9 protein-coding genes are annotated in these 17,806 nt (G+C 71.6%); 5 read left to right on the top strand and 4 right to left on the bottom strand.

The features are described from left to right. Positions 1–105 precede the first annotated feature (105 nt). Entirely contained in the window at positions 106–1,530 is a 1,425-nt protein-coding gene (locus tag ACX28W_RS05045; protein ID WP_458997544.1) for an MFS transporter, read from the bottom strand. A 759-nt stretch (positions 1,531–2,289) separates the two neighbouring features. Between ACX28W_RS05045 and ACX28W_RS05040 the strand changes: the two genes are divergently transcribed. Both ACX28W_RS05040 and ACX28W_RS05035 read left to right on the top strand, forming a co-directional pair. After that, on the top strand, positions 2,290–4,386 hold the full coding sequence (locus tag ACX28W_RS05040) for an asparagine synthase-related protein (protein WP_458997543.1): 2,097 nt from the start codon (positions 2,290–2,292) through the stop codon (positions 4,384–4,386). Positions 4,387–4,762: 376 nt separating this feature from the next. After that, positions 4,763–8,176 (top strand): AfsR/SARP family transcriptional regulator, encoded by a 3,414-nt coding sequence (locus tag ACX28W_RS05035; protein ID WP_458997542.1) that lies wholly within the window; start codon positions 4,763–4,765, stop codon positions 8,174–8,176. A 15-nt stretch (positions 8,177–8,191) separates the two neighbouring features. Here ACX28W_RS05035 and ACX28W_RS05030 read toward each other — a convergent pair whose 3' ends face one another. Continuing rightward, positions 8,192–10,213, bottom strand: coding sequence for a sigma-70 family RNA polymerase sigma factor (locus ACX28W_RS05030; RefSeq protein ID WP_458997541.1), 2,022 nt, complete (start codon positions 10,211–10,213; stop codon positions 8,192–8,194). A gap of 398 nt (positions 10,214–10,611) precedes the next feature. Then, the gene (locus ACX28W_RS05025; protein WP_458997540.1) at positions 10,612–11,391 is read right to left on the bottom strand and encodes a TetR/AcrR family transcriptional regulator; all 780 of its coding nucleotides are present in this window, start codon (positions 11,389–11,391) and stop codon (positions 10,612–10,614) included. Between the two features lie 374 nt (positions 11,392–11,765). On the opposite strand from ACX28W_RS05025, the gene ACX28W_RS05020 reads away from it, so the two are divergent. Together ACX28W_RS05020 and ACX28W_RS05015 are read left to right on the top strand one after the other, a co-directional pair. Beyond that, positions 11,766–13,145 (top strand): NAD(P)/FAD-dependent oxidoreductase, encoded by a 1,380-nt coding sequence (locus ACX28W_RS05020; RefSeq protein ID WP_458997539.1) that lies wholly within the window; start codon positions 11,766–11,768, stop codon positions 13,143–13,145. Positions 13,146–13,421: 276 nt separating this feature from the next. Continuing rightward, the gene (locus tag ACX28W_RS05015; RefSeq protein ID WP_458997538.1) at positions 13,422–15,083 is read left to right on the top strand and encodes an ATP-binding SpoIIE family protein phosphatase; all 1,662 of its coding nucleotides are present in this window, start codon (positions 13,422–13,424) and stop codon (positions 15,081–15,083) included. A 279-nt stretch (positions 15,084–15,362) separates the two neighbouring features. Here the strand turns inward: ACX28W_RS05015 and ACX28W_RS05010 are convergent, their stop codons facing one another. After that, positions 15,363–16,637, bottom strand: a complete 1,275-nt coding sequence (locus ACX28W_RS05010; protein WP_458997537.1) for an MFS transporter — start codon at positions 16,635–16,637, stop codon at positions 15,363–15,365. Between the two features lie 151 nt (positions 16,638–16,788). On the opposite strand from ACX28W_RS05010, the gene ACX28W_RS05005 reads away from it, so the two are divergent. Continuing rightward, positions 16,789–17,337, top strand: a complete 549-nt coding sequence (locus tag ACX28W_RS05005) for a MarR family winged helix-turn-helix transcriptional regulator (protein WP_458997536.1) — start codon at positions 16,789–16,791, stop codon at positions 17,335–17,337. The last annotated feature ends 469 nt before the right edge of the window (positions 17,338–17,806 follow it).

The raw sequence follows: 17,806 nt of genomic DNA, 5'->3' as shown, positions 1-17,806 counted from the left end.
GCCACTGACAATGCCCTCAAACCCAGGAGGCACCGGGAAGCGCGGGAATGCACCACAGGCACCGGAAGCAGTGCCGTGCCGCGCCCTTCACAGGGCGCGGAGCGCCTACGCCGGGGTCATCAGCAGCGGTCGTGCCCGCTCCCGCAGCTCCACCACGCGCGGTTCGTCGCCGTACGGCTCCAGCCGGTGCAGAAGATCCTTCACGTACTCGGTGGTGCGCGCCGAGGAGATGCGCCCGGCGACCTCCACCGCCCGCACGCCCTGCTCGCATGCCGCGTCCAGATTGCCCGACTCGAGCTCGGCGACCGCCGACACCACCAGGCGCAGACCGTGGGAGCGTACGAACTCCTCCGTCGGCTTCGACAGAGCCTGCTCGGTGAAGCGGCGGACCTGACGTGGCGCCTTGAGGTCGCGGTAGCACTCGGCCGCGTCGGCGGCGAAACGGTCGTACGAGTAGAAGCCGAGCCACGTCGGGTCGTGGTCACCGTCCCGGGCCCGCTCCAGCCAGCCCTCGGCGGCCTTCAGGGCTCCGCCGGCCGCCTGTGCGTCACCCGCGCGCGCGTGGGCCCGCGCCTCGACGAGGCGGAAGAAGCTCATGGTGCGGGCCGTGGCCAGGCCCCGGTTGCGCTCCAGGGCGGCCTGGGCGAGGTCGACGCCCTCGTCGCCGAAGCCCCGGTATGTCGCCTGCAACGACATCGACGCGAGCACATAGCCCCCCAGGGGGACGTCCGCGGCCGCTCGGGCCAGGCGCAGCGCCTGGATGTAGTAGCGCTGGGCGGCCTCCTGCTGGCCCGTGTCGAAGGCCATCCACCCGGCGAGGCGGGTGAGTTCGGCGCTCGCGCCGAAGAGCGCTCTGCCGACCTCGTCCGAGTACGAGCCGAGCAGCAGCGGTGCCGCCTCGACCCGCAGACACTCCGGCACCATGGACGAACGCCAGTCGCCGCCCCCGTACTTGGAGTCCCAGCGCCTGGCGTCCTCGGCTGCCTCGCGGAGCTTCTGCACATCGCTGTGGCCGACTTTCAGCGCCGCTCCGGAGCCCTCCGCAGGGTTCGCGTCGCGTGCCACCGAACTGTCGGCCGGGGTTATCAGCCACCGTGAAGCGGGAGTTGCGTAAGCGCTCACTGCGAATGATCCGGCCAGCGACTGCCATATGCCACCGCCGCCCGCCCGGCGCCCGGCGAGGTCGAGGCGGTACAGCTCGGTGGCCGACCGCACCGCCTGTCCGACGTCACGGGGGAAGGCGAGGCCCACTTCGGGCGCGGGGTCCGCGTCCGCCAGACCGATCTCGTGGAGCGGCACCGGGCGGCCGAGCTTCTGTCCGATGGCGGCCGCGATGAGGTGCGGCGCCGCACCTTGCGGCACCATTCCCTTCGACACCCAGCGCGCCACGGACGTCTTGTCGTAGCGAAGAGTCAACCCGCGTTGAGCACCAAGATCGTTGACGCGCCGCGCGAGCCCTGCGTTGCTGATTCCCGCGAGGGCGAGAACGGCGCCGAGTTTTTCGTTCGGCCCGCGTTGCTCCCTGGACATGCGCCACCCCTCGACACAGACGGCTGCCGCGCTGGCATAACCATGCGGCATTCGTAAACCCAGCGTAGTTCGCCGCATCCCAAGCGTTAAGGGGCGTTGTTCCGGTTGGCGGGAATGTGGTCCGTACGGAAGTACGGACGGTTGCGGTGTGCTCCCGCTGTGTGGCCGTGCGCCCGTCCGTGCGCTCTTCTCCGGCCACCGGGGGGAGCGCTTCCATGGATCGTGCGTGGGTCGGCCCGCTGTACTGGATCCAGTGGGCTGGGGGACACCGTCGCCTACATCCCCGCGGGCGGCGGACCGGTCCGGGGGGCGAACTCCGCCTCCCGGACTGTGCGTTGTCGGAGCGGTGCGCAAGGCCTGTACGGAGCGTGCGCGAGCCTGTCCATCCGTGGCCGAATTGGCCGAAAACCGACGGTACCTCTCAGGGCCAATTAACGCTCCTACCACGTCACTTGAGGGCGCGTAGGGTGTTTTCGGGGAGCGTATCGGGGGCGCATTCGCGTCGCAGATCCGCCCCACCAGTCCCTCGCTCGCCCGCGATCACCTTGCTTCGAGCGGGCGTTCGCACGTGTTCTGGAACGGCTTCGCATCGGCGACGCAACGGCTTTGCAGTGGCTTCGTGGCGGCGCGAACATATTCGCGGGGGCGCACTCCAGGGAGCGCAAGCCGCCGCAGCGGCCCTCCCGCGCGCACTCTTCGTGGCAGCATGGTGCCGAGTTCGTACGGTGCACTGGTTGTCCACAGCCTGTGGAGGCGGCGATGCGGTGGTTGGTGGGGTGGAGCAGTACCGCCACCAGAGCGCCCGAGATCGGCTCGGCGGGCGCCACCGGAAACGACGGCGAGACCGTGCACCCGGTGGGCTCCCAACTCCTGTGGGGCGATCCCGATCCGCTCTGGGCGGTAGGAGACTGGCGCCCCGACGAGGTGCGCGTCGTGAAGGCCGACGCACAGAACCGGATCGCGGTGCTCGGCACCTGCGGGGCGACCGACGAGGAACTCAGGGTCGGCCTCTTCGCCGCGCGCGGAGGGGCACTTCGTCATCTCACCGCCTGGTCCGGCAGCTACACCGCCGTCGTCCAGGCCGGCCGCCGCGTCACCGTCGTGGGTGATCTCGCCGGCGCGCGGCCCGTGTTCTACACCCCCTGGGCGAGCGGTACGGCGTACGCGACCGCCGCGCTGCCGCTCGCCGACCTCATCGAGGCCAACCTCGACTTCGGGCACCTGGCGGCCCTGCTCGCCGCCCCCGACGTACCGGCCGCGGTCCACGACTCGACCCCCTACGAAGGCGTGCGACGCATTCCGCCGGGGCACGCCCTGGTCCTGCGCACGGGCGCCCGCGAGATCGCCGGCTACGAGCCCGTCGCCTCCCTCGCCGTCGCCGCACCCTCCGCCGATCCCGCCAGCGCGGTGGACGGCGTACGGGACGCGCTGGTGGAGGCCGTACGCGCCCGCCTCGCCGCTCCCCGGCACGTCCCCGGGACGGACATCGACCCCGGGCCGGTACCCGGGATGGGCCCCGCCGAACGGCGCGCCGCGCGCGGGATGCCCGTGCCCGGCATCGGCGCCGACCTCTCGGGAGGACCCGCCTCGGGCACGCTGGCCCTGCTCGCGGCCGGGCTTCCCGGAGCACCCGGGACGGTCCTCGGACACGGCACCGGCGCCGGCGAGCGCCTCCTCGCCGTCACCTTCAACGACCTCGCCGTCAGCGGCCGGGAAGCCGAACTGGAACGGGCCGGGACGCTCGCCGCCAACCCCCGGCTGCACCATGTGGTCGTCGCCGGCGGCGAAGAGGTGCTCCCGTACGCCGACCTGGAGGGGCCGCTGACGGACGAGCCCGGCCCCTCGCTGGTGACGGCGGCCCGGCACCGCGCGCGGCTCTCCTCGGGCAGCGCGGACCACTTCACCGGATACGGGGCCCGACAGGTCCTGGACGCGCACCCGGCCCGCCTCGCCGACCTGCTGATGGACCGCAAGAGACGCCATCTGGTCAAGCCCGTCGCCGCGTTGGCCAAGGCCGACGGGTCCGTCATGGTCCCCGCGCGCGTGTACGGCGCGGCGCGCAAACTGGCCCGCACGCCGTACCGGGCCGGTGTCGACGTCCTCGCCGACCGGCTGCTGCACCGGCGGTTCGAGGAACCCGGCGGTGCCGTGGGGGCGTCGCTCGCCGCACTCACCTGGGCCAGGCCCGGGCCCGCGGCGCGTTGGCTGACCGGTGAGGCCCTAGCTGAAGTATCGGTTCGCCTGCAAGAAGCCGCAGGTCGACCGGGGGTCGGCATCGGGCAGCGGCCGGGTGACTTCCGCGCCCGTGCGGCACTCGCCCGCCATGCCGCCGATCTCCGCGTCCTCGAACAGGCCGCCGAGATCCGCTTCCAGCGGCTGCACGCGCCGTTCCTGGACAACCAGGTCGTCCGTGCCTGCCGCGCCCTCCCCGAGGCACTGCGCGTCCAGCCCGGGGCTCGCGCGGCGATCCTGCGTACGGTGCTGGAGGGGGCCGGGGTGGCCGACCTGCCGCCCGGCTGGGGCGCGCCGTCCCACGCGTCCTCGGCGACGGCCGCGCGTACCGGGTTGCGGGTGGCCGCGGACTCCTTGATCGCCCTGTTCGACACGCCGCTGCTCGCGCAGGCCGGGTTGGTCGAGGCGCGTGTCGTCCGCAAGGCCCTCCGGGCGGCCGCGGCCGGTGAGCCACTTCCCCTGGACGGGCTGGCCGACCTCGTCTCCCTGGAGCTGTGGTTGCGCCGGTTGTTGGCGCGCCGCGGGACATGCTGGACAGGAACGCCCGCGCGCCAGCGGGCCGTGCCCGCGGGGATCGTGCCGCAAGGACGAGCATTGGGGGCGGGGGCCGCGCGCCGCGGCTAGTCGGGGGTGAGAGGCTGGGCGGCCTACGGCTTCCTCGCCGCCGCCCTGGGGGCTGCCGCCCCCAGACCCCCGCTTCGGCCTGAACGGCCTCGTCCTCAAACGCCGGACGGGCTGGATATCCCCGGCCGGGGCTGAATGTTTTCGGCCCCGGGCGGCAATCTTCAGCCCGTCCGGCGTTTGAGGACGAGCCCTTCGGGCGAAGCGGGGTCCAGGGGGGCGCAGCGCCCCTGGCGGGGGTCTGGGGGCGGAGCCCCCAGGAACGGATGGGACGGGTAGGGGCGGCGGGGGCGAACAAAACCCACCACACCTCCGCCACCGTCACGGCTTGCCGAGGAAACCCCGTGCTCCTGTCCACCGACCCCGTGAGAATGGGCGAGTGCGGTACAGAATCCTGGGGATCGCCCAGGCGGAGGACGAACAGGGCACCCCGATGACGGTGGGCGGCCCACGAGTCCGCACCCTGCTCACGGCCCTGGCCCAGCGGGCGGACCACACCGCCGCCCCGGAGACCCTGATCGACGAGGTGTGGGCGGACAATCCACCACTGGACGCCCAGGCCGCGCTGCAGGCCCTGGTCGGCCGCCTGCGCCGCGCGATCGGCAGGGACGCGGTCACATCGGAGGCAGGCGGCTACCGCCTACGGGCAACCGAGGCGGACGTGGACCTGTTCGTCTTCGAGCGACTCGTCCGGGAGGGCAGGGCGGCCCTCGACCACGAAGACGCCCCGACCGCCGCCCGCAAGCTGCGCGAAGCGCTCGCCCTGTGGCGCGGCCCGGCCCTCGCGGACCTCCCCGACCGCGGCGCGGCAACCCGCCCGGAGGCGCTCCGCCTGGAGGCGACGCGCTCCCGCATCGAGGCGGACCTGCGACTGGGCCGCGCCCCCGACGTCGTACCGGAGCTGAAGGAGCTGACGGCGGCACACCCGTACGACGAGGCGCTGCACGCCCTGCTCATCCGCGCCCTGCGCGACGCGGGCCGCGTCGCCGACGCGCTGGCCGCCTACGAGAGCGTGCGCCGCGCCCTGCTGGACGGTCTTGGCGCGGATCCGGGAGGGGAACTTCGCGCACTGCACGCGGAGTTGCTGGAGCAACGGCCCGAACCGGATGGACCGGACGGACCGGTGGGATGGGCCGCGCGGCTCCGCGGGAACGCCGCGCGCACGACCCCGCCCGCCCCCACGCCGAAACCCACCACCCCACCGGAGCGAAACGGCAACATTCGTCCCCGTCTGAACTCCTTCGTCGGTCGGGAACCCGAACTCGAGGCCATCCGTTCGGATGTGCAGAGGTCACGCCTGGTCACGCTGACCGGACCGGGCGGTTCGGGAAAGACCCGCCTCGCCGAGGAAGCCGCCGCCGGGCTTCCGCAGGCGTGGCTGGTCGAGCTGGCCCCGCTCGACCGGCCCGAGGCGGTCCCGGGCGCGGTGGTCAGCGCCCTCGGTCTGCGCGAGACCGTACTGATCACCAACGAGATGGTGGCGGGCCAGGCCGACCCGCTCACCCTGCTCGTCGAGTACTGCGCCCCGCGCAGCCAGCTCCTGATCCTTGACAATTGCGAACATGTCATCGGCGCCGCGGCCGACCTCGCCGAGACACTGCTCACCCGCTGCCCGGGGCTCACGATTCTCGCCACCAGCCGTGAACCCCTCGGCGTGCCCGGCGAGTTGGTGCGCCCGGTCGAGCCCCTGCTGCCCGACCCCGCACGCCGGCTCTTCCTGGAGCGCGCGGTGGCCGTGCGTCCCGACGTGGCCCACGACGCCGCGTTCCGCGACTTCGGGGCGGTGGACGAGATCTGCCGACGGCTCGACGGTCTTCCTCTGGCCATCGAGCTGGCCGCCGCGCGCCTGCGGCTGCTGACGCCTCGCCAGATCGCCGACCGGCTCGACGACCGCTTCCGGCTCCTCACCTCCGGAAGCCGCACCGTGCTGCCCCGCCAGCAGACCTTGCGCGCCGTCGTCGACTGGTCCTGGGACCTGCTCGACGAGCAGGAGCGGACCGTGCTCCGCGAGGCATCCGTCTTCGCGGGCAGCTGGGACCTCGCCGCCGCGGAGGCCGTGTGCACCGGCCCCGCCACCGACCTGGTCGGCGCGCTCGTCGACAAGTCCCTGGCCGTGGCGACCCCGTACGACGGGGGTGACGGGGGTGGCACTGGCTCCGGCATGCGATATCGCATGCTGGAGACGATCCACGAGTACGCCACCGAGCGCGCCACCGAGATCCCCGAGCTGCGCGCCGCGGCCGAACTGCGCCACCGCGCGTGGGTGCGCGGCCTCGTCGAGGAGGCCGACCCGCTGCTGCGCTCCGCCGAGCAACTGCCCTGGATCCGCCGCCTGGAGGCCGAACTCGACAACATCCGGGCCGCACTCGCTCGCACGGTCGTGGCCGGCGCCGAGGAGGATGCCGGTGCCCTCGTCCTCGCCATGGGCTGGTTCTGGTGGCTGCGCAACTTCCGCCGTGAGGGCGTGGAATGGACGGATCGCGTACTGCGGTTGGGCGTGGCGCTCGATACGACCGCCGGCGTGCTCGGGGAGAGCGTGAGACACGGCGCCGACCGTGCTGACGGCGCCGTCCAGCTCGCCGGGCTGGACCGCTTCGACCCGCTGACGGCCTTCCTGGACGCCCCCGACCGGCAGGAGTCCCATCCGCTGCACCGCATGCGGATGAGGGTGCGCATGCTGCACTTGTTCATGCTGGTGGAGCTCGAGCCGCTGGACGGACGGGTGCACCCGCGTCTGCGGGAGTACATCACCCAGGTGCGGGACTTCTTCGAGAGGGGCGGTCCGGACGCGGCGAGTGTGCCGGGCATCGTCTGGCCGATGGCCTCCTTCTTCCTGAGCGGTTCGCACGACGTGCGTTCGGTGATGGACGCCGCGGTCGCCAACTGCCGTTCGTACGGCGGCGAGTGGGAGATCGCTGCCACTTTGATGTTCCGTACGCACAGGGTCGTCGACGCTCCGGGCGGCATGCCCGGCGTGGACGACGACCTGGCGGAGCTGCGCGTGATCAGCAAGCGAGTGGGCGACCGCTGGATACGCGCCCAGGTGTGCAGCGCCGCCGGGGAGGCGGCCATGGCACGCAGTCTCCACGACGAGGCGAAGGCCGAGTACGGGGAGGCGCTGCGGCTCGCCGTCGAGGTGGGGGCGTACGCCGAGACTCCCTTCCTCCTGGCGCGGCTGGCCGAGATCGCCTGCCGTGAGGGCGAGCGGTCGCAGGCACTGACCGCCCTGGACGAAGCGAGCGCCGCGGCCGACCGGTACGGGGTGGCGGACGCCCGCGCGTTCATCCACATGCTGCGCGCCCAGCTGGCCCTGGACGACGGCGAGGCCGGCCTGGCGCGCGAAATGTGGAAGCAGGCGTGCGTGGAGAGTTCCCACGGCAGCCCGCCGCCGCAGTTCACGGTGGCGCTGAACTGGATCGAGGCGCTCATCACGACCGCCGAGTCCGGCCCGGAGCGCGGTCTGCCGAAGATGGTGGACGCCCTGCTGGCGGCAGTGGCGGGGCAGTGCTCCGATGTGGTGATGGCGGGTCTCGTCGAGAGCGCGGCAACCCTCCTGTCGAAGCTCGGCGACCATCCCCGCGCGGTCCGCCTGCTCGCCGCCGGTACGCGGTGGCGCGGTGCCCACCCCCGTCCCGTATCGGAGTGCGCCGACGCCGACCGAGCCGAGGCTGCCGCACACACGGCACTCGGACCAGGCCGCCACGAGTCCGAGCGCACGCGGGGGACGGGCTTCACCACGGACGACGCCCTGGGTGACCTGGCGGAGGCGTTGAAGGAGCACGTCGCCGACTGACAGGCCGACGCCGACTCACTGGCAGTGGAACTTCGACTCCGCCCAGTCCGCCAGTGCCGTCGCGTCGAACGGCGTGCGCGGTTCGACGACCAGCCGGATCGTCTTGCGCCCGGTGAGGTTCACATGGACGGGGATCGCGTGGTCGCCGCCCTTGACCAGCGGCGACTGCCACAGGCGCGACCCGTCGGCGTACACGGAGAAGCTCACCTGGCCGAGGCCCATCGTCAGGTCGTCGACGCCGACCAGCGCGTCGTAGGCCGAGCAACTGCGGTTGAGGTCGATGGTGACGGAGGACGCACCATGGACGGTCACGCCATGCGCGTACTCCTGGTCCGCGATCGACACCCCCCAGCGCTGCCACACCCAACTGCTCTCACGGAGCCGCATCTCGGGCTTGGTGTGGTCGCCGGTGAGGCCGTACTGCAGCTCGTTCCACTGGTAGACGACCGGAGCGGGCGGCGGCGTCGGGGTGGGAGTGGGTGTCGGGGTGGGCGTCGGCGTCGGCGTCGGCGTGGGCGTGGGTTTCGGCTTCGCCTTCGTCGGGGTGGGGGACGGCTTGGGCGTGGGCTTCGGAGTCGGGGTCGGCGTCAGGGCCGGCGTCGGGGTCGGGATGGGCATCGGCGCGTGAGCCACCACCGGCGGCTTCGGCGCGGGCTTCTTCGACGGTGTCTGTGGCGGCGCCGGTTGCGGCACTTCGACGGCCGGTGAGGTGGCGTGCTTGGCCTCGGGCTTCTTGGCCGGGATGTCATTGCCCGCCAGGGCGAGCGCCACCGCCGTGGCGGCCACCGCGACGACTCCCGCCGCGATCCCGGCCTTGACCGGCGCCCCCAGCCCCTCCGAAGCCGCCGCGCCGCCCCTGGCGCTCGCCCCGCCGGAGCTGCCGCCCGCCGCTGCCGCGCCCGCCGCCCCGGCCGCACCCGCTCCGGCGCCACCAGCGATGAGCGCGACGACCTTCGCGTACCCGGCGGCACCGAACCAACCGATGACCGCAACCGGCACGACCGCGGGGATCCCGCTGGCGACTTCCTTGATCTGGCCCGCGGCCAGCCGACACTTGGCGCACTCCTCCAAGTGCTTGCGCAGCCCGCGCTCGGCCCGGGTGCGCAGCCCGCCGCGGGCGTACGCGCCGAGCCGGTCGGCGTAGCGCGCGCACTCCTCGTCCATGGTGAGCGTCGCGCTCACATGCGCCTGGAGGTAGGCCTGCTTGAGCCCTTCACGGGCACGGCTGGCGAGCACCCGCGTGCCGTTGGCATCGAGCCCGAAGAGCGTGGCGACCTCGCTCGGCGACTCGTCCTCGACCTCCGTGTGCCACAGCACGGCCTGCCATCGCTCCGGCAGCGAGCGGAACGCCTGCATGGCCATCGACTGCTCGGCCTCCTGCATCGCCCGTACGTCGGCGCCCAGGTCGAGGCCCGCTCCGAAGGAGCCGATGGACGCAGTGTCGTCCGACACTTCGGAGGTACGGACGGCCTGCGCGGCGAACACCGCGAAGTCGTCGACCAGTTGCTCCCGTTTAGCGGACTTGGTCCAGTTCGCGGCGACGCGGCGGACGGTCGTGAGCAGATAGGCGCGTACGGCGTGTTCGGGGCCGTGGCCGCCGCGCACCGCCTGGAGCATGCGGGCGAACACCTCGGCGGTGAGGTCTTCCGCGGTGTGCCCGTCCCGGCAGCAGGTGCGGGCATACCGACGGACGGCTTCCGCGTGGCGGCGGTACAGCTCCTCGTACGCCGTGTCGTCGCCCGAGCGCATCCGATCGATCAGATCGGCGTCGGAGGGCGGCAGTTCGACGGGAGGCGGCACGACGCTGCCCTCACGCCCCCTGCGCCCCTCGTACCCGTCACGTCGATCGAGCCGGTCGCGCTGTGCCGGAACACTGGGATCCCCCGGGGCGCCCGGAGTGCCCAAAGGGCCCGCACTGCCAGTAGGTCCCAGAGCGCGCCCGGACGGCCCGCCCTGACTCGGCACCTGCTGCGAGGGCGGCCCGCCGGCCTCCGCGCCACCGTCACCGAGTGACTCGTCCCGCCCGTCAACGCTCATCGCGGAAAGCCCCCGCCTGCACACTCGGACCCGAATACCGGGACAGAGTGCCACACGCTTCAGGGACGGGACTCCGCCCCACGGGCCAACCACTCGTCCGGGGGGATTTGCCACACGACAGCACTAGCGGTCACCCGTTCGGGGAATAGTCAATCAATGCTCCCCGCACCGGAGTTGACGATATGGTCGGAATATATCGATATGATCCGACCTGCCCGTGAGCGGGTGGAGCGATACCCGCGTCACGGACCGCCGTCCCCCGAAACCGCTCGCACCGGAAACCGCCGACGTCGCAAACCGCCGGAGTCGCCGACCGCTCCCTCCGGATCCGCTCACCGAGGCCGCGCCCGGCCGCACCCGCACCTGCCTCCGCACTCCGGAGAAGGCCGGGAAACCGCTCACGCCGGACGCGAGCGCAGCCCCTCCAGCAGGATGTCCAGCAGCCGGGCCGAGGCCGCGGCCTGCTGGGCGGCATCCGGCAGCGAGGGTGCCGCCGTGGCTATCACCAGCAGGACGTCCGCGACGGTCACATCCGCCCGCAGCTCGCCGGACGCACGCGCCCGATCCACCAGCCGGCCCACCACCTCGAGCAGCGCGGCCGCACCGGCGTCGTCGGCCAACGCGGTGACCGTTTCCTCCTCGGGCACCGACCGCTGCTCGACGAGCCGCAGCTCGGGAGTAAGTTGGGAGCGCTGCTGCGGCACCCGTGCTTCGTCCGCGATGTCCCCGTCCTCCGCGACGCCGACCCGCAGCACCTGCGGCGGCAGCAGCCGCCCGGCACCCGAGGCCACCGACGTGCGCAGAAAGCGCGAGAGTGCCGACCACGGCTGGTCCTCCTGGCCGAGCGCCGCGCGCGCCTGGTCGGTGAGCCGAGAGGTCTCCTCCTCGGCTATCCGACGGACCAGGACGTCCTTGCTCGGGAAGCGTCGGTACACCGTGCCGACACCGACCCGAGCGCGCCGCGCCACGTCCTCCATCGGCGCGCCGTACCCCAGCTCGCCGAAGACCTCGCGCGCCGCGCGCAGTACGTGCTCGAGATTGCGCTGTGCGTCCACACGCAGCGGCGTCGTCCGCGATCCGTCTCCCGGACCGCGGCCATGGCCGCCCGCTGCCGCGCCGACCCTGCCACCGGATGCGATGGCAGACGCCGACGACCAATGAGAGTCCTGAATATGCATAAGCGTTCCCCCGGTAATGACGTCTCCCCCCGGAGACTCTCCCCGCCATTGGAAGCCGGAGCGCGCGGAACAAGCTTGTTTCACGTGCCCGCCGTGCGGACCCGTCGAGCGCATCCCCCTACACCCCGTCGACACACGAACATAGTTGAGAGGGGGTCAATTCAGAAGGGGCAGGTTCCGCACGGAGCGCCCCCCGATCGGAGTACGGGTCGGTTACCTCCCGATTACGCCCCCTCCGAACCCTGCGATCAACCTCGCTGACCTGCACACTTATCCTGCACCCCGGCAAATCGGTCACCCCTTGGAGCCCTCCGCGGCCGGTCACACAAATTGTCGAGCCTGTGGACAAACGCCAGAGCTGGGTGCGTCATGGGATGGTGAAGGAACCAGTGCGCATTCTCATCGTCGGTGGCGGCTACGTAGGGATGTACACCGCTCTGCGCCTTCAGCGGAAGTTGAAGGCGGAACTGAAGCGGGGCGAGGTCGAGATCACGATCGTCTCGCCGGCCCCCTACATGACGTATCAGCCGTTCCTTCCCGAGGCCGCCGCGGGCTCGATCTCGCCGCGCCATGTGGTCGTCCCGCTGCGCCGGGTCCTCGACCAGTGCCGGGTCGTCATCGGTGAGGCCCGCGCGATCGACCACGCCAAGCGCACGGCGACCCTCACCACGCTCGCCACCGACGAGGAAGGCGCGGGCGCGGCACAGATCACGTACGACGAACTCGTTCTCGCCCCCGGCTCGATCTCGCGTGCCCTCCCGATCCCGGGTCTCGCCGACTACGCCATCGGCTTCAAGACCGTCGAGGAGGCCATCGGCCTGCGCAACCACGTCATCGAACAGATGGACATCGCCTCCTCCACCCGCGACCCCGCGATCCGCGACGCCGCCCTGACCTTCGTCTTCGTAGGAGGCGGTTACGCCGGCGTCGAGGCACTCGGCGAACTCGAGGACATGGCCCGCTACACCGCGCGCTACTACCACAACGTCAAGGCCGAGGACATGAAGTGGATCCTCGTCGAAGCCTCGGACCGCATCCTCCCCGAGGTCGGCGAGGCGATGGGCAAGTACGCGGTCACCGAGCTGCGCCGCCGCAACATCGACGTACGCCTCCACACCCGCCTCGACTCCTGCGCGGACCGGATCGCCGTCCTCAGCGACGGCGCCCGCTTCCCCACGCGTACGGTCGTGTGGACCGCCGGCGTGAAACCGCACCCGATCCTCGCCGCAACCGATCTCGCTTTGAACGAGCGCGGCCGCCTCAATTGCACCCCCCAGCTGACCGTCGACGGCACCACGCACGCGTGGGCCGCGGGAGACGCCGCCGCCGTACCCGACGTCACCGCCGAGGAGCCCGGCAAGGAGACCGCGCCCAACGCCCAGCACGCGGTGCGCCAGGCCAGGGTCCTCGGCGACAACATCGCGCACTCCCTGCGTGGCGAGCCCCTGGAGACGTACTCCCACAAGTACGTCGGCTCGGTCGCGTCCCTGGGGCTGCACAAGGGCGTCGCACACGTCTACGGGCGCAAGTTGAAGGGCTATCCTGCCTGGTTCATGCACCGCGTCTACCACCTGAGCAGGGTCCCGACCTTCAACCGCAAGGCCCGTGTGCTCGCCGAATGGACCTTGGCGGGGCTCTTCAAGAGGGAGATCGTGTCGCTCGGTTCGCTCGAACATCCCCGAGCGGAGTTCGAACTCGCGGCCGGTGGAAAGCCTCCTCTCGACCCGAAGCTCGACCCGAAGGGGTCGTCCTGACCGGACCCAGGAACTCCAGGGATCAGGAAGGCGTCTGACGGATGTCGGTCCGGTCGGCCAGACTGGTCCCCGACCTTGGGCGGGCCGACCGCTCGCTCTTCGAACCCCACGAGGCTTCTTCCCAAGCGCCGCATTCCCCAGGATTCCGACCGGACATCGACCGGACTCGATCGGATTCCTCCCGGGGACGCAGTGCCCCAGCGGCTCCGGCCGCGGGCCGGTCCCCCGGCCGGATCCGGAGCCGACCGGAGACGACAATCACGAGGCAAGGATTCGGTGAATTTCACCCGCTGGAGCGCCCGGCTCCCCGGAACGCAGCGCCGCGCCGCAGCGCGGACCGAGCACACGGCCTCCCCGGACCGGCGAGGGGAAGGCTCTGTGCCCGCGGCCCGCGCCGAGCAGCCGACCGAGGAACCGCCGCCCGTCCCCGCCGTCGACGACCTGCCGGTGCGCGAGGTCCTCGACCGTGTCCCGGCCCTCGTCGCCCTCGTGCACGGCCGCGAGCACCGCGTCGCGTACGTCAACGACGCCTATGCGGCGGCCTTCGGCGTACGCCCCGTCGGCGAGCCCGCGCGCGCGGCGCTGCCGGAGCTGGACGAACTCGGCCTGCTCCCGCTCCTCGACCAGGTGCTGCGCAGCGCCAAGCCACGCACGGTCAAGTCCCGCAAGGCGCCCGGCGGCCGCTCGTACACGTTCACCTGCACGCCCGTGGACACCTCCCCGAAAGCTGAGGGCCAGAGCGGCGGCGTACTGATCTTCGCCACCGACGTCACCGACCACGCCGAGGCCGCCGAGCGACTGCGCGCCAGCGAGCGCCGCCAGCGCGAGACCGCTGTCACCCTCCAGCGCTCCCTGCTCCCCCAGGAGCTGGAGGAGCCCGACGACCTGCGCGTCGCCGCCACCTACCAGCCCGGCGGCACCGAGGCCGCGGTCGGCGGCGACTGGTACGACGTGATCACCCTCGGCGGCGGCCGCACGGCGCTCGTCATCGGCGACGTCATGGGCCGCGGGGTGCGGGCCGCGGCTGTCATGGGTCAGTTGCGCACCGCCGTACGCGCGTACGCCCGCCTCGACCTGCCCCCGCACGAGGTCCTCCAGCTCCTCGACGGCCTCGCCACGGAGATCGACGCCAACCAGATCGCCACGTGTGCGTACGCCGTCCACGACCCCAACGAGGGCCGCCTCGTGTATGCGTCCGCCGGCCACCTCCCGATCCTCGTCCGCGACGAGAACGGCACCGTCGTGCGCGCCGACGAACCCACCGGACCGCCGCTCGGCACCGGCGGCTGGATGCACTCCTCGGGCTCGGTGCCGCTGGGACCCGGCTCGACGGCCGTCCTCTACACCGACGGCCTGGTCGAGCGCCGGGACGAGGACCTCGACGAAGGCATCGCTACGCTGGAGCGCGCCCTCGCGGGCGCCACAGGCACCCCCCAGGTGGTCTGCGACCGCCTCGTCCGCTCCGCCGGAGTGACGGCCGACCACGACGACGACGTGGCCGTCCTGGTCCTCCAGCACCCCGCCCGCACGGGCCCGGACAGCGAGCTCTTCCGCAACGCCGCCCTGGAGCTGTTGGGCGGTGTCGAAGCGGCCCCACGCGCGCGTGCCTTCGCCTCCGGCGTGCTGACGAGTTGGCGGTTCCCTCAGGACCTCCACGACCTCGGCGTCCTCGCCACCAGCGAACTGGTCGCCAACTCCCTCCAGCACGGCACCCCGCCCATGCGCCTGCGTCTGCGCCGGACCGACCGTCGCCTGATCATCGAGGTCACCGACGGCGACGATCACCTTCCGCGCCGCCGCCGCGCCGAACCCGCCGACGAGGCGGGCCGAGGCATCGCCATCGTGGCGACGATCGCCTCCGGCTGGGGGTCGCGCCGGACGCCTGGGGGTGGGAAGGCGGTGTGGTGTGAGTTCGCGTTGCCGCGGGGGGAGGGCTGAGCTCCGGCCGGGGTATCCAGCCCGTCCGGCGTTTGAGGACGAGCCCTTCGGGCGATGGCGGGGGTTTGGGGGCGCAGCCCCCAAGGGACGGGAACGGGTAGGGGCGGCGGGGGCGAGCAACCCTCCCGGAAGCACCTCCGCGCGTCACCTGGCGACCCACCCCACCCACCGCGGTCCTCGACGCAGTCGACCTGTTCCCCGGAGCCACGGTCCTGGACCTGGCCTGCGGCACGGGCTTCGCGCCCCGCGCATCAGCCGCCCGCGTCGGCCGTCCGCCCGTCAGGCGCCGGCCCGCACCGGCTCCGCCGACGCCCCACCCTGAGCGACCACCCGGCTCTTCGCCAGCCACGGCTGATCCTGTACGGGGCTGAGCTGCCGCCCCAGCCGCAGCGCCAGGAACGTGATGCCCAGCGAGAACAGCAGGAACGTCACGACGTACGGCCCGTGCAGCGAGGCCCCCATCGGACCGCCCACCGCCGGACCGACGGCCAGCGCGAGCTGCTTCACCAGGGCGAACGCGGAGTTGTACTGCCCCGCCAGGCCCGTCGGCGCCAGGTCGGCCACCAGCGGCGCGACGGTCGGCGACAGCAGCGCCTCGCCGAGCCCGAAGAGCGCGTACGTAGAGATGAACGCGGCGGTCGCCATGGTCCGGCTTCCGTGCCCGAGCCCCGCATACCCGGCCGCAAACCACGCGACGGCCCAGATGAGCCCCACCGAGGCGATCACCCGGGACCGCTTCCGGCGCTCGACGAACTTGAGCACCGCGAACTGAGCGACCACGATCATCGCGGTGTTCGCCGCCATCGCCGTACCCAGTGCGGAGGTGGAGATCCCGGCGGCCTCGACACCGTACGCGGAGAGGCCCGACTCGAACTGTCCGTAGCAGGCGAAGAACAGTACGAAGCCCAGCACGGACAGCTGCACCATGGCCCGGTTTCCAAGCAGCTGCTTCCAGCTGCCGCCCTTGGCCTGCGGCGTGTCACCGTGGATCCGCGGCGCGTGCGGCATTCGCACGGTCGCCATGATCACGACGAGCAGCAGGAACATCGCCGCCTCGATCGCGAACAACAGAGTGAAGGAGCTCGCCCGGCTCGTGTCGACGATGTGTCCGCCGATCAGACCTCCGACACCGAGCCCAAGGTTCTGCAGGAAGAACTGGGTGGCGAAGGCGCGCGACCGCGTCTCGGCCGAGGAGCAGTCCACGATCATCGTCGCCAGGGCCGGCTGCATCACGGCCTGTCCGGCGCCGAGCGCCGCCGCCGACAGCAGCACCGTCGTCGCGTTGTTCGCGAGCCCCAGGCTCAGCGCTCCGACGGCGGCGGTGACCAGAGCCGTGAGCAGGACCGGCAGCGGACCGCGCCGGACGATGACTCGCCCGGCGAACGGCAGTACGACGAGAGCGGCCACGGCGAAGACGGCGAGCACGACGCCCGCCGTCATGGAGCCGAGTCCCCGCACCTGCGCCACATAGACGTAGAGGAAGGGGACGGTAAAGCCGAGCCCGAACGCGCCGAGTGCGTTGCCCACGTGGATCCGGCGCATCGCTGCGCCCATCGCCCTGGTCACTTTCACCTGCCTTGGTCGTGAAGCCTTCAGGCGCGAGATTCAATGATGCAGGCCCGAAGATTTCGAAGCTAAAGTTAGAAGTTGAACTCTACATGGTGAAGGACTTCGATGCCAAGCGAGGCCGTGCCATACTGCGGCCATGGGCGACACCCCCGGCGTCAGTGAGCCGACACTCGAAGAACAGATCGCCGCCTACCAGCGCGAATTCCAGGACCTCGACCCCCAGGTCGAGAAGATCGTGTCGGCCCTCGGCCGTCTCAACCGCCGTATGAACGTCGCCTACGGCCGCCAGACCGCCACCCTCGGCATCAGCAACGCCGAGTGGGAGGTCCTCAAGGCCCTCGTCCTGTCCGGCTCTCCGTATCGCATGGGCCCGAGCGACCTCGCCAAGCGGCTGGGCCTGACGCCGGCCGCGATGACCCACCGGATCGACCGCATGGTGGCGGAGGGCCTCGTCACGCGCGAACGCGATGAGTCGAATCGCGTACGCGTCATCGTCGAGCTGACCGACGAGGGCCGTGAGAAGTGGCTGGAAGCGATGCGCCTCGCCATGGTGTTCGAGGAGGACCTCCTCCAGGACCTCTCCGCGGACGAACGGGGCGTCCTGGGTGACGTCCTGACCCGCCTCCTCCGACGCGTGGAGCACGCCCAGCCGGACGCGAGCGGCCGACTCAGCGACCTCGATTAAAGATCTTGACAGGATGGATTGACATCCCCCTACGGGATCCGTAAAGTTCTTCGAGTTGCCACAGAGCCGTAACGGTTCTGCAGTAGCACCTCCGCCGCAGTAGCGGCACCCAAACCATCAGCACGATCACCCAAACGGGGTAAATTCGGCGCGTCCGGATTCAATTCGATTGGGACACGGCAGTCCGATTGGGAACTGCCGAGAGGATCCGCTAAAGTTTGAAACGTCGGAACGGCCCAACAGCCGCGAAGACAACTCCCGCTGACTGGGAATCAGGCCCGAAAGGATCTGATAGAGTCGGAACCGCCGGAAAGGGAAACGCGAAAGCGGAAACCTGGAAAGCGCCGAGGAAATCGGATCGGGAAACGGTCTGATAGAGTCGGAAACGCAAGACCGAAGGGAAGCGCCCGGAGGAAAGCCTGAGAGAGTCTCTCGGGTGAGTACAAAGGAAGCGTCCGTTCCTTGAGAA

The organism is Streptomyces sp. SD15, assembly GCF_054462255.1.
The sequence above is the reverse complement of the archived record's forward strand: the minus strand, read 5'-3'. Positions and strand labels throughout refer to the sequence as shown.